General features: G+C 61.2%; 21 protein-coding genes. 4 read left to right on the top strand and 17 right to left on the bottom strand.

The annotated features are described in order from the left end of the window. Nucleotides 1-26 precede the first annotated feature (26 nt). From hpt to CGS49_RS09830, 7 genes are all read right to left on the bottom strand, one after another. Nucleotides 27-575 (bottom strand): hypoxanthine phosphoribosyltransferase, encoded by a 549-nt coding sequence (gene hpt / locus CGS49_RS09865; protein WP_097801667.1) that lies wholly within the window; start codon nucleotides 573-575, stop codon nucleotides 27-29. Further along, nucleotides 559-2,049, bottom strand: a complete 1,491-nt coding sequence (gene tilS / locus CGS49_RS09860) for a tRNA lysidine(34) synthetase TilS (protein ID WP_097801666.1) — start codon at nucleotides 2,047-2,049, stop codon at nucleotides 559-561. The genes hpt and tilS overlap by 17 nt, the downstream gene beginning before the upstream one ends. Continuing rightward, nucleotides 2,049-3,449 (bottom strand): replicative DNA helicase, encoded by a 1,401-nt coding sequence (gene dnaB, locus CGS49_RS09855; RefSeq protein WP_097801665.1) that lies wholly within the window; start codon nucleotides 3,447-3,449, stop codon nucleotides 2,049-2,051. The genes tilS and dnaB overlap by 1 nt, the downstream gene beginning before the upstream one ends. 80 nt (nucleotides 3,450-3,529) lie before the next feature. Next, entirely contained in the window at nucleotides 3,530-3,985 is a 456-nt protein-coding gene (rplI, locus tag CGS49_RS09850) for a 50S ribosomal protein L9 (RefSeq protein ID WP_097801664.1), read from the bottom strand. A 504-nt stretch (nucleotides 3,986-4,489) separates the two neighbouring features. After that, nucleotides 4,490-5,593 carry a UDP-galactopyranose mutase gene (gene glf, locus CGS49_RS09840; RefSeq protein WP_097801662.1) on the bottom strand — a complete coding sequence of 368 codons (1,104 nt, stop codon included), beginning with the start codon at nucleotides 5,591-5,593 and terminating at the stop codon, nucleotides 4,490-4,492. 18 nt (nucleotides 5,594-5,611) lie between these two features. Next, complete coding sequence (locus CGS49_RS09835; protein ID WP_242975433.1) at nucleotides 5,612-7,591, bottom strand: DHH family phosphoesterase; 1,980 nt, start codon at nucleotides 7,589-7,591, stop codon at nucleotides 5,612-5,614. Between the two features lie 46 nt (nucleotides 7,592-7,637). Next, nucleotides 7,638-9,458 (bottom strand): ribonuclease J, encoded by a 1,821-nt coding sequence (locus CGS49_RS09830; protein WP_097801661.1) that lies wholly within the window; start codon nucleotides 9,456-9,458, stop codon nucleotides 7,638-7,640. Between the two features lie 401 nt (nucleotides 9,459-9,859). On the opposite strand from CGS49_RS09830, the gene rnhA reads away from it, so the two are divergent. Continuing rightward, nucleotides 9,860-10,324 carry a ribonuclease HI gene (gene rnhA / locus CGS49_RS09825; protein ID WP_097801660.1) on the top strand — a complete coding sequence of 155 codons (465 nt, stop codon included), beginning with the start codon at nucleotides 9,860-9,862 and terminating at the stop codon, nucleotides 10,322-10,324. Continuing rightward, nucleotides 10,321-10,851 (top strand): hypothetical protein, encoded by a 531-nt coding sequence (locus CGS49_RS09820; protein ID WP_097801659.1) that lies wholly within the window; start codon nucleotides 10,321-10,323, stop codon nucleotides 10,849-10,851. Before rnhA ends, CGS49_RS09820 begins: the two co-directional genes overlap by 4 nt. Nucleotides 10,852-10,941: 90 nt before the next feature. Here CGS49_RS09820 and CGS49_RS09815 read toward each other — a convergent pair whose 3' ends face one another. The 10 genes from CGS49_RS09815 to CGS49_RS09770 all read right to left on the bottom strand — a co-directional run bounded on the left by CGS49_RS09815 (nucleotide 10,942) and on the right by CGS49_RS09770 (nucleotide 21,857). Beyond that, nucleotides 10,942-12,159 carry a leucine-rich repeat domain-containing protein gene (locus CGS49_RS09815; RefSeq protein WP_097801658.1) on the bottom strand — a complete coding sequence of 406 codons (1,218 nt, stop codon included), beginning with the start codon at nucleotides 12,157-12,159 and terminating at the stop codon, nucleotides 10,942-10,944. Nucleotides 12,160-12,392: 233 nt separating this feature from the next. Further along, nucleotides 12,393-12,797 (bottom strand): methylglyoxal synthase, encoded by a 405-nt coding sequence (gene mgsA, locus CGS49_RS09810; protein WP_005939970.1) that lies wholly within the window; start codon nucleotides 12,795-12,797, stop codon nucleotides 12,393-12,395. 178 nt (nucleotides 12,798-12,975) lie between these two features. Continuing rightward, nucleotides 12,976-15,297 carry a peptidoglycan D,D-transpeptidase FtsI family protein gene (locus CGS49_RS09805; protein WP_097801657.1) on the bottom strand — a complete coding sequence of 774 codons (2,322 nt, stop codon included), beginning with the start codon at nucleotides 15,295-15,297 and terminating at the stop codon, nucleotides 12,976-12,978. A 19-nt stretch (nucleotides 15,298-15,316) separates the two neighbouring features. After that, entirely contained in the window at nucleotides 15,317-15,850 is a 534-nt protein-coding gene (mreD, locus tag CGS49_RS09800) for a rod shape-determining protein MreD (protein WP_097801656.1), read from the bottom strand. 13 nt (nucleotides 15,851-15,863) lie between these two features. Further along, the gene (mreC, locus tag CGS49_RS09795; RefSeq protein ID WP_242975432.1) at nucleotides 15,864-16,694 is read right to left on the bottom strand and encodes a rod shape-determining protein MreC; all 831 of its coding nucleotides are present in this window, start codon (nucleotides 16,692-16,694) and stop codon (nucleotides 15,864-15,866) included. 141 nt (nucleotides 16,695-16,835) lie between these two features. Then, on the bottom strand, nucleotides 16,836-17,858 hold the full coding sequence (locus tag CGS49_RS09790) for a rod shape-determining protein (RefSeq protein WP_097801654.1): 1,023 nt from the start codon (nucleotides 17,856-17,858) through the stop codon (nucleotides 16,836-16,838). 155 nt (nucleotides 17,859-18,013) lie between these two features. Then, complete coding sequence (locus tag CGS49_RS09785) at nucleotides 18,014-18,568, bottom strand: Maf family protein (protein ID WP_097802244.1); 555 nt, start codon at nucleotides 18,566-18,568, stop codon at nucleotides 18,014-18,016. A 203-nt stretch (nucleotides 18,569-18,771) separates the two neighbouring features. Further along, nucleotides 18,772-19,218 carry a dUTP diphosphatase gene (gene dut / locus CGS49_RS09780; protein ID WP_097801653.1) on the bottom strand — a complete coding sequence of 149 codons (447 nt, stop codon included), beginning with the start codon at nucleotides 19,216-19,218 and terminating at the stop codon, nucleotides 18,772-18,774. 115 nt (nucleotides 19,219-19,333) lie between these two features. Next, entirely contained in the window at nucleotides 19,334-21,409 is a 2,076-nt protein-coding gene (locus tag CGS49_RS09775; protein WP_097801652.1) for a U32 family peptidase, read from the bottom strand. A 25-nt stretch (nucleotides 21,410-21,434) separates the two neighbouring features. Next, nucleotides 21,435-21,857: a cell division protein ZapA gene (locus CGS49_RS09770; protein WP_097801651.1), complete on the bottom strand. Its 423-nt coding sequence runs from the start codon at nucleotides 21,855-21,857 to the stop codon at nucleotides 21,435-21,437. 426 nt (nucleotides 21,858-22,283) lie between these two features. On the opposite strand from CGS49_RS09770, the gene CGS49_RS09760 reads away from it, so the two are divergent. Both CGS49_RS09760 and CGS49_RS09755 read left to right on the top strand, forming a co-directional pair. Then, nucleotides 22,284-24,689, top strand: coding sequence for a glycogen/starch/alpha-glucan phosphorylase (locus tag CGS49_RS09760; protein WP_097801649.1), 2,406 nt, complete (start codon nucleotides 22,284-22,286; stop codon nucleotides 24,687-24,689). A gap of 72 nt (nucleotides 24,690-24,761) precedes the next feature. Continuing rightward, nucleotides 24,762-26,618, top strand: a complete 1,857-nt coding sequence (locus CGS49_RS09755) for a glycoside hydrolase family 13 protein (protein WP_097801648.1) — start codon at nucleotides 24,762-24,764, stop codon at nucleotides 26,616-26,618. Nucleotides 26,619-26,626 lie beyond the last annotated feature (8 nt).

Raw genomic sequence — 26,626 nt, 5'->3', positions numbered from 1 at the left:
CTTGGATGAATTATTGTGAGAGAAGCTCACTTCTCGTAGATTTCAGGCTTCAGCACGCCCACATAAGGCAGGTTGCGGTATTTCTCGTCGTAGTCCAGGCCATAGCCCACCACGAACTCGTCCGGCACCTGGAAGCCCTCGTAGTCGGGCTGAATGGCGGCCTTGCGGCGGCTGGGCTTATCCAGAATGGTGCAGATCTTCACCGAGTTCGGGTTGCGCATCTTGAGCATGGGCACCAGGTTCGACAGGGTGACGCCGGTGTCGAGGATGTCCTCCACGATCAGCACGTCCTTGCCGGACAGATCGCCGTCCAGGTCCTTGATGATCTTCACAAGGCCGCTGGTGGTGGTGTTGCTGCCGCCGTAGCTGGACACCACCATGAAGTCGATGCTGCAGGGGATGCTCACGGCGCGCATCAGGTCGGCCATGAAGACCACCGAGCCCTTCAGGATGGACACCAGCACCAGATTTTTGCCCTCGTAATCCTTGCTGATCTGTGCACCCAGCTGTGCCACTTTTGCTTTCAGTTCTTCTTCGCTGACCAATACGGTCTTGATATCATCGTGCATGCTCATGACATTGTTCCTCCCATAATTCCACGTCTGTTTCCAGCTGCAGGAGCCACTTGCTTTCCGCATCCGGCGCAAGGCCTTCGGCAAAGCCCGCCCCGCAGACCCACAGCACATTGCTGCCGTCTGCCAGCAGCGGCAGGGTGTCCCGCAGCCGGGCAGGGACCCCCGCCTCGTTCATCCATTTGCGCAGTTCCTTGCTCACGCCCCGCCCGGCAGGCCGGAACCGGTCGCCCGGCAGACGGCTGCGCAGCACAAGGCTAGTGTATAACGTAGTTATTCTAGCATAATCCGCCCGATTTTTTAAGTCTTTTTTATGAACGACTTGTATTTTTTCTTCAAAATTGGCCGGAAAAACCTTTGCCGTCACCTTTCCGGCCCCCGGCCACAGGTATTCGGCCTGTTTTTCGGGGCAGAAAGGCTGTGTTTCCGGCGTTTCCGGGGCAGCCGCCCGGGGCTGTTCTTCCCGCCAGAAAAGCCCGTTCCCGGCGCAGAAGCGCACCCGCTCCGTCAGCTGCACTGCACCGCTGCCGCGCCGCACAAGACCGCACAGCAGGCGGATGTATTTTTCCTCGGCGTCCCGCTCCGGGGCCACCAGCGTGTGCAGGGCGGCTTCCAGTACCAGCTCGTCGGCCGCCACAAGAGGTTCCAGCCGCCACACGGGCTGGCCATCCGTTCGTGCAGCCCGCGCCCCGGAAGGCAGGTGCTCTGCCCGGGCAGCGGCCTGCGCCGCCGCAGAAAGCAGCGCGTCTGCCTTCTTATAAAAGTACGCATCCGCCCGGGCGGCTTTCTCGCAGAAGCGGGCAAGGTTCTCCACTGCCGCAGTGTTCGTGCTCTGCAGGGCGGGCAGTGCCGTGCGGCGCACCCGGTTGCGGGCGTAGGCGTCGGTTTCGTTGGTCTCGTCGGTCATCCACGGCTGCCCGGCCGCGCGGCAGAAGGCTTCCGTGTCGGCCCGGGTCAGTTCCAGCAGCGGCCGCAGGTAGCACCCGCGTTTTGGCCGGATGCCCGCCGCGCCGTGCAGCCCGGTGCCCCGGGCCAGCCGCAGCAGCAGGGTCTCGGCCTGGTCATTTGCAGTATGGGCCGTTGCAACGGCGTCTATCCCCTCTTTGCACAAACGCGCAAAGCAGGCATAACGCAGACGGCGGGCCCAGTCCTCGCCCGCGTGTTCCGGCGGCAGGCCCATCTCGTCGGCCAGCTCGGCCGCGTGGAACACCCGCAGTGGCACGCCCAGCCGGGCGCAGGCGTCCCGCACAAAGGCTTCGTCCCGGTCTGCCGTCTCGCCCCGCAGGCCGTGGTTCACATGGCAGGCCGAAAGTTCATAGCCGAACTCCGGCTGCAGCTGCCGTAAAATCAGCAGCAGTGCCATGCTGTCGGCCCCGCCGGACACCGCCGCCGCCAAACGCAGCGGTGTGCCGGGCGTCAGCAGCCCTTCCCGCAGGAAGTATCCGCGCACCTGCGCAAGAATTTCTTCGTTTGTCATCAGCGTTTGAAGTCCACATCCATAAAGCGGGTGTGGGCACCATCCCAGCCCAGCGGCACCGTGCTGGTCTCGCCGTGGCGGTTTTTGGCCACGATGCACTCGGCGGTATCGGCATCCACCTCGGCACCATCCGGGTTCTGGCTGGCGTAGTAGGAATCGCGGTACAGGAACAGAACGCAGTCGGCGTCCTGCTCGATGGAACCGGAGTCGCGCAGGTCGGACAGCTGGGGCCGGTGGCTGGAGTTGTTGCCCTGCTTTTCCACCGCACGGGACAGCTGGGAAAGCGCGATGATGGGCACATTCATTTCCTTGGCCATGATCTTGAGGTTTCGGGTGATGGAGCTGATCTCCTGCACGCGGTTCTCGCTGCGCTGGCCGGTGGTCATCAGCTGCAGATAGTCGATGACGATCAGGCCCACGTTGGGGCGGGAGGGGTCCTGATTCACCCGGCGGATCTTCGCCTTCATCTCGGTGATGGTGATGCCGGAGGTGTCGTCCATATAGATTGGTGCATCGTGCAGTTTTTCGGTGGCGAGGGCCAGATACTCCCAGTCCTCAGCCCGCAGGGCACCGGTGCGGAACGCCTGACTGTCGATGCCGGCTTCTGCCGAGAGGATACGGTTCGTCAGCTGTTCCTTGGTCATTTCGAGGCTGAAGATGGCCACGGGCACCTTTTGCTGCATGGCCACGCGGGTGGCGATGTTCAGCGCGAAACTGGTCTTGCCCATGCCGGGGCGGGCTGCCAGAATGATCAGGTCGCCGCGGCCAAGGCCGGTGAGCACCGTGTCCAGCAGGCGGAAGCCGGTGGGGATGCCTTTGTACTTGTCGGCATCCGGGCCGCTGATTTTCTGCAGATTCGTCAGCGTTTCCACCATGCTGGAAGAAAGCGGCGTCAGGGCGCTGGAATCACGGCCGGAGCGAATTTCATAGATGCGCTGTTCGGCGTTTTCCAGCAGAAGGTCTGCGTCCGGCTCATCGCCCGCGTCCTGCAGGATGTCCTTCGCCACGCCCATCAGCTGGCGCACCAGATATTTCTCCTGCACGATCTGGGCATAGGCCTTCACGTTGGAGATGCTTGGCACCGTCTCGGCAAGGCCGGTCAGGTACACTTTTGCTTCGTCGGCGCTGGCAAATACGCCGTCCGAGATGACGGCGTCCAGCAGGGTAACAAAGTCGATGGTCTGGTCGCTGGTGAACAGGCGCAGCATCTCCGACCAGATCTGCGCATTCTGCCGGGTGTAGAACATTTCCGGCTTGATGATCTCCACCAGATCGGTCAGCGTTTCCGGCTTGAGCAGCACCGCGCCCAGCACGCTCTGCTCCGCCTGCATGTTGTAGGGCAGGTTGATGCCCACACTCTCCAGATTCAGTTCATTGGAATAACGTCGTTCGTTCGGCATGGTAGTTTATCCTTTTGCATCATTTCGCTGAAAAGCCAAAAAGCGCCCCCTGCTTTGAGGGGGCGCAGATGGCACATAGATCAGGCCTGTTCCACTTCCACCATGATCTTGAAAGAAGCGACCACACCAACGTGCAGACGGACCTTGCCGTTGAACACGCCGGCATCCTTGATGTCCTTGGTCTCCAGCTCGATCTTCTTTTTGTCGATGGGAGCACCGGCCAGCACAGCCAGAGCTTCGGCAACTTCCTTGCCGGTGACCTTGCCATGCAGGCGGCCGGAGGCACCGCCCTTGGCCTTGATGGTCACGGTCTTGCCCTCGATCTTTGCAGCCAGAGCCTTGGCAGCGGCCACGGTCTCGGCCTCGTGGAAATCGGCAGCAGCTTCCTTGCTGCGGGCGACATTCACAGCGCTGGCATCTGCCACAGCAGCCAGCTTGCGCGGGAACAGATAGTTGCGGGCGTAGCCGTCCGAGACCTCATGGATCTCGTCCTTCTTGCCAATGCCCTTGATATCCTGCTTGAGAATCACTTTCATGATGTTATCCCTCACTTCTCACCGGAAAACCGGTGCAGTTGTTGTGTTTATAGTATAGCGCATTTGCCGCTTTTGAGCAAGAGGAAGCGCCTGACCATTTAAAATGGCCGCCGCTCCGCTCTGGCCATATTCAGCGGAAATTTTATTTTTAATTTGTAAATCAGAAAAATCTGCGGATTTTTCTGATTTACTTTTTCACAGGAGGGGTCGTAACGGCAAACGGCATATGTTGCTGTCGGCCTGCGGTCGTCGCGCAGCGACTTTAAATCGGCGCAACACAAAAAATCCTTTAGCGCAGCGACTTGGATTTTTTGTATGGAGCCCAACTGCTTTGGGATTATTAAGGGCGTGCAGCCCTTAATTCGTGCCTCCCGCGCCTCGAAAGTAGCGGGTGCTTTTCTGGTTCTCTTTTGGCACGCAAAAGAGAACGTATCCGGCGGAGAGGCTTCTTGCAAAAGGCAAAAAAGCCTGCCCCCACACGACCACATCCTGCCCGGGAAGCGTTTACGCCAGTTCCTTTGCCGCCACGTCCAGCGCCACCTCAATGACCTTGTCCATATCGTAGTACTTGTACTCGCCCAGACGGCCGCCAAAGATGACGCCCGGCTCGGCGTCGGCCAGCTTCTTGTACGCGGCGTACAGAGCACCGTTCTTCTCGTCGTTGACGGGGTAGTACGGCTCGTCGCCCTTCTTCCACTCAGCGCTGTACTCGCGGCTGATGACCGTTTTGGGCTGGGTGCCGAACTCGAAGTGCTTGTGCTCGATGATGCGGGTGTAGGGGGTCTCGGCGTCGGTGTAGTTCACCACCGCGTTGCCCTGATAGTTGTCGGTGTCCAGCACCTCGGTCTCAAAGTGGACACTGCGGTACTGCAGAGCACCCAGCTTGTAGTCAAAGTAAGCGTCCACGGGGCCGGTGTAGACCACCTTTTCGGCCAGTGCGTTCAGCGCGTCGCGGTCGGCCAGATAGTCCATGTTCAGGCGCACTTCGGTGCCGTCCAGCATCTTTTCCACCATGGCGGTATAGCCGCCGTTGGGGATGCCCTGATACAGGGCGTTGAAGTAGTTGTCGTCGTAGGTGAAGCGCACCGGCAGGCGCTTGATGATGAAGGCCGGCAGCTCGGTGCAGGGGCGGCCCCACTGTTTGCCGGTATAGCCCTTGATGAGCTTTTCGTAGATATCGGTGCCCACAAGGCTGATGGCCTGTTCCTCAAGGTTCTGCGGGTCGGTGATACCGGCCTCTGCCTTCTGCTGCTCGATCTTGGCCTTGGCCTCGGCAGGGGTCACCACGCCCCACATCTTGTTGAAGGTGTTCATGTTGAAGGGCAGGTTGTAAATTTCGCCGTGGTAGTTTGCCACCGGGCTGTTGGTGTAGCGGTTGAACTCGGCAAACTGGTTCACATACTGCCACACAGCCTTGTTGTTGGTGTGGAAGATATGCGCGCCGTAGCGGTGCACATTGATGCCCTCCACCGGCTCGGTGTAGATGTTGCCCGCAATGTGGCTGCGCTTGTCGATGACCAGGCACTTTTTGCCCGCCTTCTTGGCTTCGTGGGCGAACACAGCGCCGTACAGGCCTGCACCAACGATCAGATAATCATACTGCTTCATAAAAAGAACCTTTCCCTGTCATTTTTCTGCGGCACTGCTCTTTTTCTGCGATGCCCAGTAGTTGTCGATGGCCGTCTCGATGCGGGAGCGGACCGCTTCCGGCGTGATATGCTTGAGCTGAGCCGCCGCCATGGTCTGATGGCCGCCGCCGCCCAGGCTCTCCATGATCACCTGCACGTTCACCGCGCCCAGGCTGCGGGCCGAAATGTTCACGCCTCCGCTCACCTGCACGGCCACAAAGCTGGCGTCCACGCCCTGGATGCGCAGCAGGTCGTTGGCGGCCTGCGCAATGGCCACACGGGCTTCCGGGGCGATCTCGCCGCCCACGGAGATGGCGCAGTTTTTGTACATCTGTGCCTTTTCCACAAGGTCGGCCTTGGTGTTGTACTCCGTCATGGTCACATCGAACAGCTGGCGCACCCGCTCGGTCTCGGCACCATAACGGCGCAGGGCTGCGGCCGCTTCAAAGGTGCGCACACCGGTGTGCAGGGTGAAGTCCTGGGTGTCCAGCATGATGCCGGAGAGCAGGCCCTCGGCCTCCACCCGGTTGGGCTTGTCGTCGCGGTCGCCGACGTACTGCAAAAGCTCGGTGACCAGCTCACTGGCCGAGGAGGAATAGGGCTCGTGGCAGACCAGCGCGGGGTTTTCAATATAGCCCACGCCCTTGCGGTGGTGGTCGATGACGGCCACCTTGCCGCATTTTTCCAGAATTTCCTTGCTCTCCACAAGGCCCACCTGGTATGTATCCACCACAACGCACAAGGTCTGCTTGGAGATGATGGGCAGCGCCTCTTTCGGGTCAATGAAGTCGTCCCTCTGGCCCGCGCGGCATAGCGCGTCGATCAGGCTGCCCGCCAGTGTGGCGTCCCGTTTGACGGCGATCACCGCCGGGACATCGCAGATCTTGCAGATGCGCAATACGCCCTCGGCGGCACCAATGGCGTCCAGATCGCTCATGCGGTGGCCCATGATGACCACATGGTCTGCTTCCTTGATGAGCTTGACCAGCTGGTCGGCCACGATGCGGCTGCGCACCTTGCTGCGTTTTTCCACGCCGTGGCTCACGCCGCCGTAGAAGGTGAAGCCGTCCGGCGTCATCTCGGCGGCCTGGTCGCCGCCGCGGCCCTGGGCCATGTCCAGCGCCTGCACGGCCATATCCTGCGCTTCCCGCAGGGTCTTGGCCCCGCGGCCGATGCCGATGGAAAGCGAAAGGTTCACACTGGGGTCCAGCGCACGAATTTTATCCAGCACATCATAGCCGCGCTTGGCGAACTGCTCCATCTGGCGTTCTTCCACCACGGCGATGTAGCGGCCGCTGGCCACCCGGCGCAAAAAGCCGCTGCCCCGGCCGATCATATCCTCCAGCGTGCGGTTGATGCCCTCCAGCAGGCGGGCACGCTCACTGTCCAGCATGTCGCCGAACACGTCGTCGTAGCCGTCCACCAGAAAGACCAGATAGCCCGGGCGGCTGGCTTTATATTCCGCCTCGATCTTCCGCAGGGCGGTCTCCTCGTTCAGCACCACAAGGGTCATGCTCTCGGCGTTGCCGGGCACGGTGGAGCTGTGGGCGCTCCACATGCCCTCCGCCAGGGTCAGCAGCTGGCCCTCCTGGGTGCGGCACTGCTGCAGGTCCAGCCCGGGCAGCACCTTCTGCACCCGGCTCACCAGCACATCCTGCCCGCGCAGCAGCCGGTCGCGGAACTGGGCGTTGTACCACAGCACCGTCTCGCCGGAAAGCAGCGCCGCCGGCTGCGAAAGCGGCTCCAGGCTGAACTGCACCTTTGATTTTTCAAACCCTGTGCCGCTCATCCACCGTGCCGTCCACCGGCGCAGCTGGTAACGGAACACCACCATGCAGATGCCCCACAGCACCACCAGCGCTGCCAGCACCGGCCACGCCGTCGGGCGCTGCACCAGCAGCACCAGCACCAGCAGGCCGCACAGCACCGCCAGGCTGGCCGTGAGCATCTCGAGGGTCCATCTCGGTTTCTGTTTCATCAAATCTCCTGCCTTCCGCCGCATTTCCCGCGGCAGTGTGCCCGGCTCAGACCTCCATCAGGATGGGGAGGATCATCGGGCTGCGCTTGGTGCGCCGATAGATATAGCTGCTCAGCGCTTCCCGCACACGGGTCTTGACGCTGTTCCAGTCGCGGACGTTCTCGTCCACGCAGCGCTGCAGCGCGTTTTCCACGATGCTCTGGGCACCGTCCATCAGGCTTTCGTTCTCGCGCACATACACAAAGCCGCGGCTGACGAGGTCCGGCCCGGCCAGCACCTTGCCGCTCTTGCTGTCCACGGTGGCCACGATGATGACCAGGCCGTCTTCCGAGAGGTGCTTGCGGTCCCGCAGGACCACATTGCCCACGTCGCCCACGCCCAGGCCGTCCACCATGACGGCACCGGCGGTGACCGGCTCACCCAGCTTCATCTCGTCCTGGCTGAGGATAACGTTGGAGCCGTTCTCAGCGATCAGGATGTTGCTGGTGGGGATGCCGAGGCTTGCGGCGGTGAGGGCGTGCTTTTTCAGCTGCTTGTACTCGCCGTGCACCGGCAGGAAATACTTGGGTTTGGTCAGGGTGAGCATCAGCTTCTGCTCCTCCTGGCAGGCATGGCCGGAGACGTGCACATCGTACATGCTCTCATAAATGACCTCTGCGCCCAGCAGCAGCAGACCGTTCACGATCTTGGTCACGCTCTTTTCGTTGCCGGGGATGGGGTTTGCAGAAATGATAATGAAATCGCCGGGGCCCACGCGCACCTGACGGTGGCTGCAGGACGCCATGCGGGAAAGGGCGCTCAGGGGCTCGCCCTGGCTGCCGGTGGTGATGAGCACCACCTGCTCCGGCGGGTACTGGTTGAGTTCATCCACGCTGATGAGGGTGCCCTCCGGGATGTGCATATAGCCCAGCTCCTGCGCCATGGCGGTGTTGTTCACCATGCTGCGGCCGCTGAAGGCCACCTTGCGGCCATCCTCCACGGCCAGATCAATGATCTGCTGCACACGGTAGATGTTGGAAGCGAACGTGGCAATGATGATGCGCTTGTTGCGGGCGCGGGCAAACAGGCTGCGCACACCGGCGGCAACCTTCTGCTCGGTGGCGGTAAAGCCCGGGCGCTCCGCGTTGGTGGAGTCGCTCAGCAGGGCCAGCACGCCGCGCTGGCCGTACTCTGCCAGGGTGGACAGGTCGGTGACGCCGCAGGCCAGCGGGGTATAGTCAATTTTGAAGTCGCCGGTCTGGATGATGGTGCCCGCCGGGCTGTCGATGGCAAAGGCCACCGCGTCCGGGATGGAGTGATTCACATGGATGGGCTCGATGGTAAAGCAGCCCAGCTTGATCTTCTGCTTCGGGGTGATCTCCACGAACTTGGTGCGGCCCGCCAAACCGAACTCCTCCAGCTTGTTTTTGATGAGGCCGCAGGTCAGGCGGGTGCCATAGATGGGCAGGTCGATCTTCTGCAGCAGATACGGGATACTGCCAATGTGGTCCTCGTGGCCGTGGGTAATGAGCAGGCCCTTGATCTTATCCTTGTTCTGCACCACGAAGGTGAAGTCCGGGATGACCATGTCCACGCCGTACATGTCGCTGTCCGGGAAGACCAGACCGCAGTCCACGATGATCATATCGCCGTTGCACTCGTAAACGGTCATGTTCTTGCCCACTTCGCCCAGGCCGCCCAGCGGATAGATGTGGATGGGCACAGCGGCCTCTTTGGGCTGCTGCGGACGGCGGCGGCGGTTATAATAAGGGCGGCGGGTGGTGCGGGGGCGCTTTTCGCCTGCCTGTGCGGTGGGTGCACCTGCGTTCTGGCTGGCTGCTGCCTTGCCGCGCGGGGTAACGTTCGTATTTTCTTTTGACTGTGCCATTCTGACCTCCAAAAATCATTGCAGCGCAGGCCGTTCCCTCAAACCGGGAGCAGCCGCGCTGTGCAGGGGAAGCACCTTGGATGTTCGCATCGGCTTCCGTTGGATGCACCGTATAGAATTTTCCTGTCAGCGTGATTTTTGTACACCGCTGTCTGTTCCGTAAGAATCCTTTGTGCCAGATGGGTCCATCTGTTCGATGCGACCGTGGCTTTTCTGTGGAACGCCCGGGCACACGCCTATGGTGCGCCCCTATACGTATTTTGTTAGGATAAGTATAGTATTTCCCGGCGTTTTTGTCAATTCCAAGGTTTGGCAGAACCGGGCCGAAGTATGCATTGGCTCTTGACAGAACGGCGAAAATGGCGCTAAATAGAAGCACTACCTATGATAAGGAGAACCGCATGAAACAGGTCGAAGTTTACACCGACGGCGCATGCAGCGGCAACCCCGGCCCGGGCGGCTGGGGCGCGGTGCTGCGCTATCGTTTCAACGGCAAGGTCTACGAAAAAGAGCTCAGCGGCGGTGACGACAGCACCACCAACAACCGCATGGAGCTGACCGCCTTCATTGAGGCGCTGCGCCAGCTCAAGGAGCCGTGCGAAGTGCGGCTGTGTTCCGACAGCCAGTACGTCATCAACGGGCTGCAGAAGGGCTGGGCCAAAGGCTGGCAGCGCCGGGGCTGGAAAAAATCCGACGGCTCCCCTGCCCTGAACCCGGACCTCTGGGCCCAGGCACTGGAACAGGAAGCCCGACACAAGATCACCTACGTCTGGGTCAAGGGCCACGCAGGCCACCCGGAGAACGAACGCTGCGACCAGCTGGCCGTGGCACAAAGCAAAGCACATGGCGGGAGGCAAGGGACATGAGCGATACTTTTCTGCCCGGGAACGGGTTCGACACCTACGAGAGCCAGGACAAGGTCCTGATCCAGATGGCCGACACCGCCGCCTGCGCCGTGGCGGTGCGCATTCTGCAGCAGCAGGGTTTTGCCGTGGCAGGCGCTGCCGTGCGGCTGGCAGCCGAACAGGCCGCCGAAGCGGAAGCTGCCAAGCAGGCGGCCGAAAAGCTGGGCATTGAGTGCATCGTGCTGAACGCCGAGGCCCTTGCCGGGCAGGACGCCGACGCGCTGGGCGAGGGCGTCAGCCCGCTGTTCGCTGCCCTGCTCACCGCCGCCGACAAGCTGGGGATGCAGTATGTGGCTACGCCCCACCGCGCCCGGGTGGAGACCGCTTCCGACGGTGTGCACACGGTCTGCCCGCCTGCAGGCGTGGGCGCTGACGACAGCGCCGCGCTGGCTGCTCTGCCGCAGGCCGTGCTGGCCCGGCTGATTTTGCCTCTGGGCGATTTTGCCCCGGAAGACGTGGCCGAGATGGCAGCGGACTTCAAAGTTTAAGTTTTTGCAGCAGAAAAGCGCTGTCCGGAACCAAACCGGGCAGCGCTTTTTTTGTTTGGGTACGCTTTTGATATTTTTATTCAGATCGGGTTATTTTGCAGCCGCAAGCTTCTGGGCCTTGTTCCACGCGCGGATGACGCTGACGCGGCTGACAAGGAAATTCGCTTTTCTATGAGCGTCGATCAGCTCATTTTCCACAGCCCAGGCCATTGCCTTCTGCACTTCGTCTGCGTCCGGTGCCAGAGCCGTTTCCGGTTCCGGGCTGCCGGCATTCTGCCACATCAGCTTTGCCAGCTGGCCATAAGTCACCGGGATATCCGCGCCCTCGGGCAGGACGTAATCCAGGTAGACGGTGGTGCCGAACTGATACGCCACGATGGCGGCGCCCGTGCCAATGGCCGCTGCAGCTGCCACCGAGCCCATCCAGGAAGCATCGCCGTCAAAATCGACGTCATCGGGCAGATCGTCGGCAGGGGCGTAGTTGTAATCTACCACGCCTTCCTTCTGCAGGATGCTGTTGTCGCCGCCGCTCTGGCACACCGCCCAGTCGATTGCGATGCTGTTCCACTGTTCTTCCGAACCGGTATAGTGCAGCTTGAATGCATCGTTCGCGGACTGGCTGTCCACTGCAAATGCCGCCGAGTCGATCTCGGTAACACCCGTCGGGAGGATCACTTCTTCCAGTGCCGGGCAGTCACGGAAGACTGCAATGTTGATCTTCTTCACGCTCTCCGGCACGACCACTTTCTGGAGCTTCCGGCAGTGGTCGAACAGACCGCTTTCCAGTTCAGAAAGCTGGATGCCCGCGCCGAATTCAATCGAAGTGACGTTTCCGCACCACTGGAATGCACCGCCGCCGATGCGGGTGACGCTTGCCGGGATCTTCAGTTTCGTCATGCCCCAGACCGAGCCAAATGCGTAGTTGCCGATGGTGGTCAGTCCCTCCGGGAATTCAACATCCTTCAGGCTGTTATTGTTCAGAAACGCGCTCGTTCCGATGGTTTTCAGGGTAGCCGGAAACTCCACCTCGATAACGTTATTTCCCGCAAAGGCATCCTGGCCGATCGCCGTGACGGTATACTGGTTCTCATCGCCGTCATACACCGTCTCTGGGATCTTCAGCGTTCCGGTGATGCCCGTGTTCTTGGCCACTTCGACCGTGGAATCGCTCGTCACCTTATAGTTCAGGGTCTGGCCTTCGTATTCATAGGCAAAGGTCTCCCCCGCCGCTGCCGCAAATGCGCCCACCGGCAGAACAGATGCCGCCATGCACACCGCAAGCAGAAGGCTGATCAGTCTTTTTTTCATGTTGCTTTCCTCCCTTTTTGCGCACTCAAACGGTGGTTGTCACACCCCCGGTTTGTCCCGGCATTTCCGGTCGTTCGAGGGCATTCCTGTTTTTATTTTACCCCCCCCCCCTATGTGGATGTCAAGCTTTTTCGCGTATTTTCACATATTTTTTTGTAAATAAAAAGGCACCGTGCCGTTTTGTGCGGTACAGTGCCTTTTCTTGTTTGTCTTGTTGTTTCTCCGCTTTGCGCTCAGTTCTGCGGGTGGACGATATCGCGCCAATCCAGATCGCCGCGCTCCAGGCCGTGGATGAGCACCTCGGCAGTGGCAATGTTGGTGGCCATGGGGATGTTGTGCACATCGCACAGGCGCAGCAGGGTCATCTCGTTGGGCTCGCTGGGCTTCGCGTTGATGGGGTCGCGGAAGAACAGCAGCAGGTCAATCTCATTGCAGGCAATGCGGGAAGCGATCTGCTGGTCGCCGCCCTGCACACCGGCCAGAAAACGCTGGACCTGCAGGCCGGTCGCCTCGGCGATCAGCTTGCCTGTGGTGCCGGTCGCCACCAGCTTGTGCTGGCTCAGAATGCGGCAATACGCCGTGCAGAACTGAACCATCAGCTCCTTTTTGGAGTCATGCGCAATCAGTGCAATCGTCATCCGTTACCCTCTCCTCTTTCGCTCTATGTGATACACCGTGTGGTAAAAAGTCCCTTTGGTAAAAATAATATCACAAAATCCAATCTATTACAACTGGTTTTTATACAAAATATTCAATTTTGTTTTCTTTTGGTCAAACGCGCGCCAAAAAGCCGCGCGGCTGCGCCCCCGTGCCGGGTCAGCCCGTCTCCTGCGGGACCGTTTCGGGCGCGATGGCGTCCGGGTTATCCTCGGTGTCCGGCTCTGCGGCGGACAGCTCCGTCTCGGCCGCAGCCGGCTGGGCGGCAGGTTCGGTCTGGGTCGGCTGGGCTGTGCCCGAAGTGCCTGCCGTACCGGCTGCATTGGCAGTGCCGGTGGTGGTCTGGGTGCCGTTGGCCGTGCCGGTGGACTGCTGGGTGTCGGCCGCCTGCTGGTCTGCCTGCGACTGCGCGGCTTCCTCCTCGGCCTGTTTTTCCAGCGTGCCGTCCTTCATGGCGAAGTAGGCGTTGGCGATGTCCACCACCAGGTCACCGGCGCGGGCACCGTAGCCGCCGTACTCGATGGAGATGCCGATGGCAATCTCCGGGTCATCCGCCGGGAGGTAGGCCACCATCATGGCGTTCAGATAGTGCTTGCCCGGGGCATAGGTCTCGCTGCGCTGGGGGGTGCCGGTCTTGCAGGCGATGGCGATGGGATAGCTGGAAATTTTGCCGCTGATGGTGCTGGGCACCTGCTTCATGCCCTCACGCACCAGCTCAAAGGTGTTGCCGGTGCCCTCGATCACATCCATCACCTCGGGCTGGGTCTCGCTGAGCACCTCGCCGGTGTTGGTGTCCAGAATGGCCTTGACAAAGTGGGTGCGGTAGCGCACGCCGTTGTTGGCCAGGGTGGCCGCATAGGTGGCCAGCTGGATGGGGGTGACCACCGTGTTGCCCTGACCGATGGCGGCCTGCACGTCCAGCGAGGCGGTGTAGTTGGAATCGTTCTTGGTGGTCAGGCGGCCGGTGGCCTCGCTCACCTCCACGCCGGTGCGCTGGCCCAGGCCCAGCTTGTAGGCGTAGGCGTCGTAGACATCGCTGGTCAGGCGGCGGCCCACATCATAGAAGAAGATGTTGCAGCTCCACTTGATGGCCGTCACCACGTCGATGTTGCCGCTGTGGCCGTGGCGGGTGCACTTGGGGTGGTAATCCTTGAAGTAGTTGTACACGCCGTTGCAGAACACCGTGGAATACTGGTTGATGAGGCCGCTGTCCAGCGCGGCCACTGCCACGGCGGGCTTGAAGGTGGAGCCCGGCGTATACAGGCCCTGCAGGGCCCGGTTGAACAGCGGCAGGCCCGGGTCCGAGCTGTACTCGCTGTAGTTGGTGGCGTAGAGGTTCTGGTCGAAGCTGGGGTAGTTGGAGGCCGCCAGCACGCCGCCGTCCTTCACGTCGATGACCACGGCCGCAGCCGCAGCCGCCTTCATGTCGCCGGTGTTGTAGACGCGGTTGATCATGTCGATGTTCTCCGCCAGCGCCTTGTCCACCGCCCGCTGGAAGTTGCTGTCGATGGTCAGCTGCACGGTGTGGCCCGGTTCCGGCACGGTGGTAAGCTGGGTGTCCACAATGACGCCGTCCGAGTTGCGGGTGATGGTCTCCACGCCGTCCTTGCCGCGCAGCTCGTCTTCATAGGCCGATTCCAGGCCCGAAATGCCCAGAATGTCGTTCATGTTGTAGCCTTTGTCCCGCAGCGGGTAGGTCACGTTGCCGTCCGAATCGGTCACCTTCCACTTTTCGGCGGTGATCTTGCCCACACGGCCCAGCACCGCCGGGATGATGTCGCTCTGCTCGTAGCTGCGGGCGCTGGTCTCCACGATCTCCACGCCGGGCAGCTGCAGGCTGTGCTCCTTGATGGTGGCCACGGTCGCGGCACTGACGTTCTCGGCCATGACAAAGTTGTTCACGTTGGAGAAGGCTTGCCGGTCCATCTCGTAGTGGATGCCGGCCAGCACCCGCTGCCATTCCAGCGAGAAGCCCTGCAGGTTATTCTTCTCCACCAGCATCTCCATCACATCGTCGGCGGTGGCGTACTGCTGCAGGCCGAGGGTGTCCTTCATGTCGGCCAGCTGCTTCTGGTCACTGGTGGACGTATCATCGTCGGTGAATTCATAGTGGCCTGCGGCATCCGGCTGGCCGATGAGCAGGGTGTCGTTCCAGCTCTCGCCGTTTTCCCGCAGCAGCTCCACGATCTGCTGCAGCATGGTGTCCAGGTCGCGGTCACCCATCAGCAGTTTGTTAAGCACCACGTTGTAGCTGGTGGTGCTGGTGGCGATGCGCCGCCCGCTGCTGTCCACGATGTCGCCGCGGGCCGCCGTCACCGTGAAATTATAATCGGTGGTGTTGGTGGCCTGCGCCTTGAAGTCGTCGCCGTTGACCAGCTGCAGAAAGATCAGCCGCAGCACAAACAGCCCCATGACGGCACATGCCGCGGCAATGAGCAAAATCATGCGGCGCACGACGGTTTTTCGTTCGTTCTGATTCATCCGTGTCTCCTCCGGCGGTTCAGACTACGCCGTTGTCGATCTTGAATTCTTCGTGGATGCGCCGCACCAGCCGGAACAGCACCAGCGAGGGCAGCAGCGTCAGCCCAGCCGAGGGCAGCACGAAGGTGAGCCAGCGGCTGCCAGCCCAGCTGTAGCCCGGCATATAGTAGAAAAACAGCCAGTCCAGCGAGAGCACCAGCGCCGCCGTGACCATGCTGATCAGGGCAAAGTTCCAGGTGCTGCCCTGCAGATACAGCTGCACCAGCACCGAGAGGGCAAAGCACATCAGCAGCAGTTCCAGCGCCAGCATACCCACGGTGCGCCCGGCGGTGTAGTCCCACAAGAGGCCGCACACCGCGCCGAACAGCGCGCCCGCGAACTCGCCTTCATACACGGCCACAGCCAGGCACAGCGGCAGGATGAACAACGGCTTTGCCTGCCCCAGCTGGAACAGGCCGGGGGTCGTTTGCAGCGCTGCGCACACGAACAGCGCCAGCACATAGCAGCCCCATTTCAGGATCTGGCTGCGGCTGCGCATGCGGCGTGATTCCATACAAAGCGCCCCCTTAATAATCGGTGATGATGAAGACATGCTTGACGGTGCGGGGGTCGGCACCCGGCTTGATGACCGCAATGGAGGATTTGCCGCTGGCTTCCGGCACCACCTCCTGCACGATGCCCACCAGCAGGTCCGGCGGGTAGACCCCGCCCAGGCCCGTGGTGATGACCTGATCGCCCTTGTGGGTCTCACAGCTGCGTTCGAGGTTCGTCAGGGTGCACAGGCCGTCCCCGGCATACTCGCTGCTGCCGTTGATGATGCCGTTCTCCCGGGTGCGGGACACCACGCCCGCCGCGTTGAAGCTGGGGTGCAGGATGGTCATCACCTTGCAGCTGGTGGTGTCGGCTTCCACCACCACGCCCACGAGGTAGCCCCTATCGCTGATGACGGCGTCGTTCACCGCCACGCCGTCTGCCGTGCCCTTGTCCAGCGTGAAGCCGCCGAACTCGTCCATCGTGTCGCGGCCGATGACAAAGGCCGAAGCATACGTTGCTTCGCTGTTTTTATCCTGGATGCGGGCCAGCGCCTTATAAGCGTCGTTCTCAGCCTTGATGCGGTCATAGTCCACCATCTGCTGGCGCAGCTCGGCGTTCTCGGCTTCCAGCTGTTCGTTCTGGTCCATGACCTCGTCGATGCGGGCATACTTCTCCCACACCGAGCCCACGCCGCCGCTGAGGGCCGCGCTGACCTTCTGGAACGGGGTCAGCACCACGCTGAGCAGCTCCTGCGGGGCGGCGGTCAGGCGGCCGTTGGCACCGGCATAGGCCATGATGCCCACCAGGAACACCGCCACGGCCACCAGGATCTTAAATTTCCATGTGTCAAAAAAATCCTTCAAGGGGTCTCCCTCCTGTCCGGCCTGCAACGCCGGAGCCACGAAAAAAGCGCGGACAGCCGCTGCCATCCGCGCAAGAAACTTTGTTTGCGGCGGAAGACCGCGCAGCTGCGGCGCAGAACTCTTTTCCGCAAAGGCAGCCGTTTACATGTGGCCGCCGTCGGTGTCCAGCACGTCGTGCAGGACATCCACATGATCCAGCACCGCACCGGCACCCTTTGCCACGCAGTCCAGAGGATCTTCCGCAATGTGTACGTCGATGCCGGTCTCGCTCTGGATCAGCTGATCCAGACCGCGCAGCAGTGCGCCGCCGCCGGTCAGGGTGATGCCGCGGTCGATGATGTCGGCGCTCAGTTCCGGCGGGGTGCGCTCCAGCGTCTCCTTGATGGCGCTGGTGATCTTGACAAGGCACTCCAGCAGGGCGGCGCGCACATCCTCGGAGTGGACCACGATGTTCTTGGGCAGACCGTCCACCAGGTTGCGGCCCTTGATCTCCATGGTCAGCTCGGGGTCCAGCGCATAAGCGGAACCGATCTCGATCTTGATCTGCTCGGCGGTGCGCTCACCGATGAGCAGGTTGTACTTGCGCTTGATGAAGGCGATGATGGCCTGATCGAACATGTCACCGGCCATGCGCACGCTGCGGGAGGCCACGATGCCGCCCAGCGAGATGACGGCGATCTCCGCCGTGCCGCCGCCGATGTCCACGATCATGCTGCCGGTGGGCTCACTGATGGGCAGGCCCGCACCGATGGCGGCTGCCATGGGCTCCTCAATGACCGACACCTGACGGGCACCGGCCTTCAGCGTGGCTTCACGCACGGCGCGGCGCTCCACCTCGGTGACGCCCGACGGGATGCAGATGACCACGCGGGGGCGGGAGAACATGCTGTTGCCGCAGGCCTTCTTGAGGAAGTTCTCCAGCATATTGGCGGTGATGTCAAAATCGGCGATGACGCCGTCCTTCAGCGGGCGGACCGCCACGATGCTGCCGGGGGTGCGGCCGATGACAGCCTTTGCCTCGGCACCCACGCAGCGCACCTCGTCGGTCTTGGTGTCCACAGCCACCACCGACGGCTCCCGCATGATGATGCCCTTGCCCTTCATATATACCAGGGTATTGGCGGTACCCAGATCAATGCCTACATCTTTCGAAAACAAGCCCATTGTAAAGTCTCTCCTTCGTCTTCCCTATGATCTATCCAGAGCGTGCGGCAGCCTCACACCTGCTGCCCTGCGCAGAATAACACAGTTCTATTATAGCCGCAAGCCGCTGATTTCTCAAGCGTTTGCGCAAGTTTTCTTCGTTTTTCCCATTTTTCTCACAGAAAATGGCCCAGCAGCTGTACGGTGCGGCTGAGGGGCAGGCCCATGATGGTGTAGTAGTCGCCCTCGATGCGGTCCAGCCACAGCGCCGCGCGGCCCTGGATGGCATAAGCGCCGGCCTTATCATAGGGTTCCTGCGTGGAAGCGTAAAAATCAATTTCCGCTGCGCTCAGCGGGAAGAAGGTGACCCGGCAGCTGTCCACAAAACTCTCGGTGCGTTTGCCGTCCGAGACGCACACACCGGTGTGCACTGCGTGGGTGGCACCGGAGAGGGCGCGCAGCATCCGTTTGGCGTCCTCCACACTGTGGGGCTTGCCGAACACTTCGCCGTTCACGTCCACCACGGTGTCGCAGCCGAGCACCACGTTGCCCGGGTGCTGCGCCGCGACGGCAAGGCACTTGCCCCGGGCCAGTTTTTCCACCAGCCGGGCAGGCGTATCGGCGGTGACGGCGCTTTCGTCAAAGTCGCTGGCGCAGACCGTGAAATCGGTAGTGTATAAGGAAAGCAGTTCCCGCCTGCGCGGGCTGCCGGAAGCTAAGATCAAATTCATAGGTTTCATCTTTCTTTTCAGCATCCTCGCCCTCTCCGTCATTGCTGACGCAATGCCACCTTGTCCCCTTTTTGTCGCTATGCGACATCTTCCCCCGACCGGGGGAAGTCTTTCAAAGGGAGAGGCGAGAAACATAACGGCCAAGTTCTTGGCTCTCCCTTTGGGAGAGCTGGACGCGAAGCGGCCTGAGAGGGCGAACCATTTTATTTACCCGTCGAGCCAAAGCCGCCCTCGCCGCGCTGGGTGCCGCCCAGTTCTTCGGCAGGCACGAAGGCGGCGGTGTACACCGGTGCAATGCACAGCTGGGCCACCCGCTCGCCGGGCTGGATGGTGTAGGCCTCGGTGCCCAGATTGACCATGGGCACCTTCAGTTCGCCTCGGTAGTCGCTGTCCACCACGCCCACGCCGTTGGCCATGCACAGGCCGTGCTTGATGGAAAGGCCGCTGCGGGCATACACCAGCGCCACGCTGTGGGCACCGGGCAGTTCGATGGCAAGGCCGGTGGGCACCAGCACCCGCTCCATGGGCTGGAGGGTGAGCGGCTCATCCAGCACGGCGCACAGGTCGGCGGCAGCAGAGCCGGGGGTGGCGTAGGCGGGCACCTTGGCCCGCTCGTCCAGTACCTTATATTTTACAGTGATGGGTTCCATAGTATACCTCTTTTTGATTTTTAGCGTCCTCGTCCTCTCAGGCCGCTTCGCGTCCAGCTCTCCCAGGGGGGAGAGCTGGCAGCGCGTGAGCGCTGACGGAGAGGGCGATCCCGCTTTAGTTCGTTCCCTTGAAATACAATCCGCGTGTGAAATCTTCTTCAAACGGTGCATGAACGCGGATCATGTCCAGGATCTTCGCTGCTTCGTCCCGGCTTTCCAGCGTGAAGTAAGCCACACCGTAGTCCACCGTCAAAGCGCCCGGCTTATCCCCCATATAAATAGGTACAGGGTTATAGATGGTGCGCACACCAAGGCCGCACCGCACTGGGAACTTCTTGGCCTTGCGGTCGGTCAGCACGCCGGTCTTGTCGCAGTGGGCACAGTCGTGGATGTTCTGCAGCGGGCAGGCGCGGGTGATCATCAGCGGCATGTGGCCGTAGACCAGCACACCGGTGGGCACCGGTTTGCCGTCGTGGGTGGGCGCAATGGTGCTGATGTCGCTGTCCTTCACCTCAGGCAGGATGAGCATGGAGCCAAGGCCGTTGTCCGCGTAGAACTGCGCGGCCAGCTGGTTCGTGATGTTCAGCCCGAAGCTGCCGCTCATGGGCAGACCCCGGCACAGCCGCAGGTGGGCAATGTTGCTGACCTCGTACCCGGCAAAGCCCGCATCCTGCGTGGCTGCAATGCGGCGGGCCGTGTCTTCCTCCAGCCTGCCGAACATGACGCGCGGCAGCTCCAGAAGGGTCTTTGCCCGCCACTCCCGGGGCACCCGGTCGGCCTGCGCGATGGGCAGGGTGAGATATTCCACGCCGTCAAGTGCACGTTCCGGCACCTGGTCCCAGCTCTCGAACCGGGCGCGCAGAGTGCGGTGGGGCGGCAGCGTGCGCAGCGGCAGGGCGGGCACATGCTCGTCCGTCGTGGGCCAGGGGCGCAGCACCTCGCGCTTTTTCAGCAAGGCATCCAGCGCTTCGCGGCGCAGCTCGTTCACGGCGCTGCCCGGAATGAACCACGGCCCGCCGTCCATTTCCACCGTGATGTCGTCATTTTCCACTGCAAAGGGCGTGCCGCCGGTCTTGGCAAGGCTGCGGTGCAGGCTCTCGGCGGGATCGGTGCGGGCGGGCTGCGGCTCGGCGTCGCCGTAGGCAAAGGCCTTGTTGCCGTCGGCATCGGTGACGGTGAGCTTCTCGCCGCCCTCCTCAATTTCCAGCTTCATCTTCACCGGCACGCGGCTGCGCTCGCGGCGGTAGAGCTCCCGCAGGGCGGGCAGGGTCTTTTTGGTCAGCTCGGCGTCTGCTTCGCTGCGCACGCCGAACATGGTGCCGTTGATCTTGCCGTCCAGATAGCCGGAGGTGAAGCCGGAACGGCTGAAGGCGTTTTTCAGCAGGTCCCGGTCGTAGGCGCGGCCCTCGCGGCCTGCCAGGCAGGCGCTGACCGCCGCCGCCACATACTCCGGTGTGCGCAGGCGGCCTTCGATTTTTGCCGATGCCACGCCCAAAGCCTGCAATTTGTCCAGCTTGTCGATGACCGAATTGTCCTTCAGCGACAGGTGGTGCAGGCGGCCCGGCTTGCCCTCCGGCAGGGCGTTTGCTTCAAACGGCAGGCGGCAGGGGCCTGCACAGGAGCCGCGGTTGCCGCTGCGTCCGCCCAGAAAAGCCGACATATAGCACTGGCCGCTGACGCACATGCACAGCGCACCGTGCACAAAACACTCGGTCTCAATGCCGCAGTGCTTCGTGATGTGCTCCACCTCGGGCAGGCTCAGCTCGCGGGCCAGCACCACGCGGGTAAAGCCCAGCTCTTTCAGTTCCAGCGCGCCCTGCAGGCTGTGCACGCTCATCTGGGTGGAGCCGTGGCGGGGCAGCTGGGGCGCGATCTTGCCGATCAGGGTAGCCACGGCCAGGTCCTGGCAGATGACGGCATCGGCACCGGACGCAGCAACGGCCCGGATGGCCTGTTCCAGCGCGGGCAGCTCGCCGCCGTAAACGGTGGTGTTCAGCGCCACATGCACGGCCACGCCCCGGGCATGGCAGAAGCGCACCGCTTCTTTCAGCGTATCGGCGTCAAAATTATTGGCACTGGTGCGGGCGTTGAAGCCCGAAAAGCCCAGATACACCGCGTCGGCCCCGCTGAACACGGCAGCGCGGAGCATTTCTTCATTGCCCACCGGGGCAAGGATCTCGATCTTTGACATACTTCTCCTTTATCCTGTAAACGGCTCACTCCGCCTTGTCTGCTTCCTCTTTGGCTGCGGCCTGCTGGGCGGCCCGTTCTTCCCGGCGGGCCTCCTTATTGCGCATCTTTTCCAGCTGCTCCCGCAGGGCGGCGGCTTCCCGGCGCAGCACCTCGTTCTCGGCCTTGGCCTTGTCCTCGGCCAGCTTTGCCCGGGCTGCGTCAGCGATGTAGTCCTGGATCTGGCTGCGCATGTTCTCGGCGCTGCCGGTGCTCTTGCGGTATTCATCCAGATAATCCATGGCGCAGAACACCGCCGCCTTGGTCACCGAAAGATTTTCGTTGCCGTCCAGCAGCTTCGTGATGTCCTCATCCAGCTTCTTCGCCAGCGTCTGAATGTACTTTTCCGAGTCCGTTGTTGCGATGGCATACGGCGTCCCGGCGATGTTCACCCGTACCTTATTGACCATGTCGATTCCCCTTTTATCCTTTCCGCCCGTCTGCGGGGCGGTTCATTCTGATTTTTCCGGGATTTTTGAGACCGTTCCCGGCACCGTTTTCCTGTCTTGACACCCGCCGAGTGAGTTTCCCGGCTCATTACCCCCGGAGTTTGTCTCCGAAAAAGTTTCGGACAGGGCGATTCCTTCTCCTATTATAATATAAATAAGCTGCAAGAAAAAGTGTATTTCCTGAATTTTCGGCAGATTTATCAGAAACTTCATAGAAAAAATAGTAGTTACGGAAAAAATCCCCTGATTCCTTGCATTTAGCCGCCCACCATATTATAATAGCTTTGTTATGTTGGCCGCAGTGCAAGTGAGGGAAAGTGCCTGTAGACGCCAATTATCTCAATTATTTTAGCAAAGTCAAACACTTATGCGGATAGGAGTACCTTTATGACATCGAAAGAATTTGGTAAAATTCTTCAGGACAAGCTCACCAGTGAGTACGGCGTGGAGCTGAGCGTTGCCTCCAACCAGCAGATCTACCGCTCCCTGGCCCTGATCTGCCGCCAGATGATGAGCGAGAACCACAAGAAGTTCCAGTCCAAGGCCATCGGCACCGGCACCAAGCAGGTCTATTACCTCTGCATGGAGTTCCTGATGGGCCGCAGCCTGAAGACCAGCCTGCTGAACCTGGGCCTGGACGAGGTGGCAAAGAAGGCCCTGTCCGACGCCGATATCAGCATCGACACCATCTTTGAGGAGGAGCCCGATGCAGGCCTGGGCAACGGCGGTCTGGGCCGTCTGGCTGCCTGCTATCTGGACGGTATGGCCACCACCGGCATCTGCGGCACCGGCTACTCCATCCTGTATGAGTACGGCATCTTCAAGCAGAAGATCGTGGACGGCTGGCAGCAGGAGCGCGCCGACAACTGGCTGCCCGGCGGCCAGGTCTGGCTCAAGAGCCACCCGGATCAGGCCGTGGAGGTCCGTTTTGACGGCGAGATCCGCGAGAACTGGGACAACGGCTTCCACTATATCCAGCACACCAACTACAACAGCGTCATGGCCATTCCCTCCGACATGTACGTTCAGGGCTACGACGGAAAGGGCGTTGCCAAGCTGCGTCTGTGGCAGGCAAAGGCACCCGACTTTGACATGTCCAGTTTCTCTCTGGGCAACTACAACACGGCGATGAGCAAGAACGCCAACGCCGAGCTGATCTCCAAGGTGCTGTACCCCAACGATAACCACGTGGAGGGCAAGATCCTGCGCCTGCGCCAGCAGTACTTCCTGTCCGCTGCTTCTATCGGCGATATCGTGCAGAACCACCTGTCCAGCTACGCTACGCTGGAGAACCTGCCCGACAAGGTCGCCATCCAGCTGAACGACACCCACCCCACGCTGGCCATCCCCGAGATGATGCGCATCCTGCTGGACGAGTGCGGCTTTGACTGGGACAAGGCCTTCAGCATCTGCCAGAAGGTCTTCTCCTACACCAACCACACCGTCATGGCAGAAGCTCTGGAAAAGTGGAACGTGGACATCTTCAAGATGACCCTGCCCCGCATCTACCAGATCGTGGTGGAGATGGACCGCCGCGCCCGTGCCGAGCTGGAGAAGGTCTTCCCCGGCGACAAGGGCAAGATCGACTACATGGCACTGATCGGCGACAATCAGGTGCGCATGGCCAACATCTGCGCCTACACCGCCAACAGCATCAACGGCGTGTCCAAGCTGCACAGCGAGATCATCAAGGACAGCGTCTTCCACGATTACTACCTGTTCAAGCCCCAGGCCTTCAAGAACGTGACCAACGGCATCGCTTACCGCCGCTGGCTGCTGGCTTCGAACCCCGGCCTCTGCAAGCTGCTGGACGAGACCATCGGCGACGGCTACAAGCACGACGCTTCCGATCTGACCAAGCTCAACAAGTTTGAGAACGACAAGACCGTTCTGAAGAAGCTGAACGAGATCAAGCTGGCCAACAAGAAGGACTTCGCCAACTATCTGGCCAAGAGCACCGGTCAGGTCATCGACCCGAACTCCATCTTCGACTGCCAGGTCAAGCGCATGCACGAGTACAAGCGCCAGCACCTGAACGCGCTGAACATTGCTGCCCAGTACCTGTACCTGAAGGAGAACCCCAACGCCGACTTCATCCCCAAGACCTATATCTTCGGCGCAAAGGCTGCTCCCGGCTACTATATGGCAAAGCAGATGATCCGCATGATCTGCAAGCTGGGCGACCTGATCAACAACGACCCCGCCGTGCGCGACAAGCTGCGCGTGGTTTATCTGGAGGAGTACTGCGTCTCCCTCAGCGAGCACCTGATGCCCGCCGCTGAAGTGTCTGAGCAGATCTCTCTGGCAGGCACCGAGGCTTCCGGTACCGGCAACATGAAGTTCATGCTGAACGGTGCCATCACCCTGGGCACCCTGGACGGCGCAAACGTCGAGATCGCCGACGCCGCCGGCAAGGAAAACGAGCTGATCTTCGGTATGCTGACCCCCGAGGTGAACAACCTCAAGCAGGTGGGCTACCACCCCAACGCCTTCATCATGGGCGACGATGTTGCCAACAACGCCCTGAACTTCCTGGAGCGCGGCTGGAACGGCGAGAACTTCCACGAAGTCACCGAGAACCTGCGCAGCAGCGACCCGTATATGGTCATGGCCGACTTCAAGGATTACCGCCGTGCACAGGCCGACCTGCAGAAGCTGTATGCCGACCGTGAGAAGTGGGCCCACATGAGCCTGAAGAACATCGCCAACAGCGGCATCTTCAGCGCGGACCGCTCTGTGTTGGATTACGCACATGATATCTGGTACGCTTCCCCCGTGCCCATGGGCAAGTAATCTCCCCTAAAAAATCCATCAGCCCCGGCGGCGTTTGGCCCGCCGGGGCTTTTTTGAGAAAGGACGACCGTTTTGTCTTGTCTGTTCAATAGCTACGACCCCTATTTCAAGCAGCCCTTCGGCGCCGTGCGGGCCGGGCAGACCGTACACCTGACCCTCTGCATCCCGGAAGAACTGGGCTATGTTGACCCGCACCTTGTGCTCCAGAAAGAGGGCCCCTACGATGTGCCGGTGCACTACCGCATGAAGTTCGACGGCCAGACCCCCAAGCAGAACCACTTTTCGGTGGACGTGACCTTGAACGACGTGGGCCTGTACTTCTACTACTTCGACCTCTACACCGACTTCCGCCGCATCGTGCGCGGGCCGGACAACTGCGGCGTGGTCAGCTGGCAGGACGGCGAAAGCTGGCAGATCACGGTCTACGAGCCGGATTTCCGCACGCCGGAATGCATCAAGGGCAAAGTGTTCTATCAGATCTTCCCGGACCGCTTCTGCGAAGGCATTGAGAACAAGCCCATGCCCTTCCCGGACCGGCTCTATCAGGCCGACAAGCACGCCGAACCTTTCTGGCAGCCCAACGAGACCGGCGGCCACCTGAACGAGGACTACTTCGGCGGCGATTTAGAGGGCATCCGCATAAAGCTCCCCTATCTGCGGGAGATGGGCGTGGATTATTTGTACCTGAACCCCATCTTTGAGGCGCACTCCAACCACCGCTACAACACCGCCGACTACCTGAACGTGGACCCGCTGCTGGGCACCAACGAGGAATTCGAGGTGCTCTGTCGCGAGGCCGCCAAGTACGGCATCGGCATCGTGCTGGACGGCGTGTTCAGCCACACCGGCTCCGACAGCCGCTACTTCAACCGCGAGGGCCGCTACGGCGAGGGCGGCGCTTACCGTGACCCCAGCTCCCCCTACCGCAGCTGGTACGACTTCGACCCCAAGTATAAGGGCGGCTACCGCAGCTGGTGGGGTTTCGAGACCCTGCCCGAGGTGAACGAGGAGAACCCCTCCTATGTGGAGTTCATCACCGGCGAAGGCGGCGTCATCGACACCTGGCTGCGCCGCGGTGCGGCGGGCTTCCGGCTGGATGTGGCCGACGAGCTGCCGGATGACTTCATTGAAAAAATTCGTGCTGCTGTCAAGCGGGTCAGCCCGGAAAAGTTTTTGCTGGGCGAAGTGTGGGAGGACGCCACCACCAAATTTGGCTACGGCCAGCGCCGCACCTACCTGCGGGGCAAGGGGCTGGACAGCGTGATGAACTACCCCTTCAAGAACGCTGTGCTGGATTTCGTCAAGGGCAAGCCCGCCGAGCAGGCCATGAACGAGATTTTGTCCATCTGCGAGCACTATCCTGCTCCGGCCATGGACACGGCGCTGAACTTCCTCTCCACCCACGACACCGAGCGCGCCCTGACCGTCATCGCGGACGAGCCCGCCAACGGCCGTGGCCGCGAGTGGCAGAGCGGCCGCTGCGTCACCGGCGACGCCTATGAGGAAGGTATGCTGCGCCTGCGCATGGCCTATGCCATCATCTACACCCTGCCCGGTGTGCCGTGCCTGTACTACGGCGACGAAATTGGAATGCAGGGCTACCGCGACCCCTTCAACCGCGCCTTCTTCCACTGGGACAGCCACGAGGAACGTCTGCGCCCGGTGCTTGCCCAGCTGGCACAGCTGCGCCATACCTGCGAAGCTTTCCGCACCGGCGCACTGCGGGTGCTGCGGGCCCAGGACGGCGTGCTGCACTACCAGCGCATCGGTAAGGCCGAGACTGCGGAGATCATCGTGAACCGCTCTGAACACATCATCGTGGAGCCGCTGGCCAGTGGCAAGCACACCGAGGTAAACCCCATGGGCTTCACCATCGTGGTGGAGGAGAACGGACACAACCCGAACCACAGCTATTACGATATCAAATAATTGAAGTT

This window comes from Faecalibacterium langellae, from assembly GCF_002549775.1.
Classification (GTDB): Bacteria; Bacillota; Clostridia; order Oscillospirales; family Ruminococcaceae; genus Faecalibacterium; species Faecalibacterium langellae.
The sequence above is the reverse complement of the archived record's forward strand: the minus strand, read 5'-3'. Positions and strand labels throughout refer to the sequence as shown.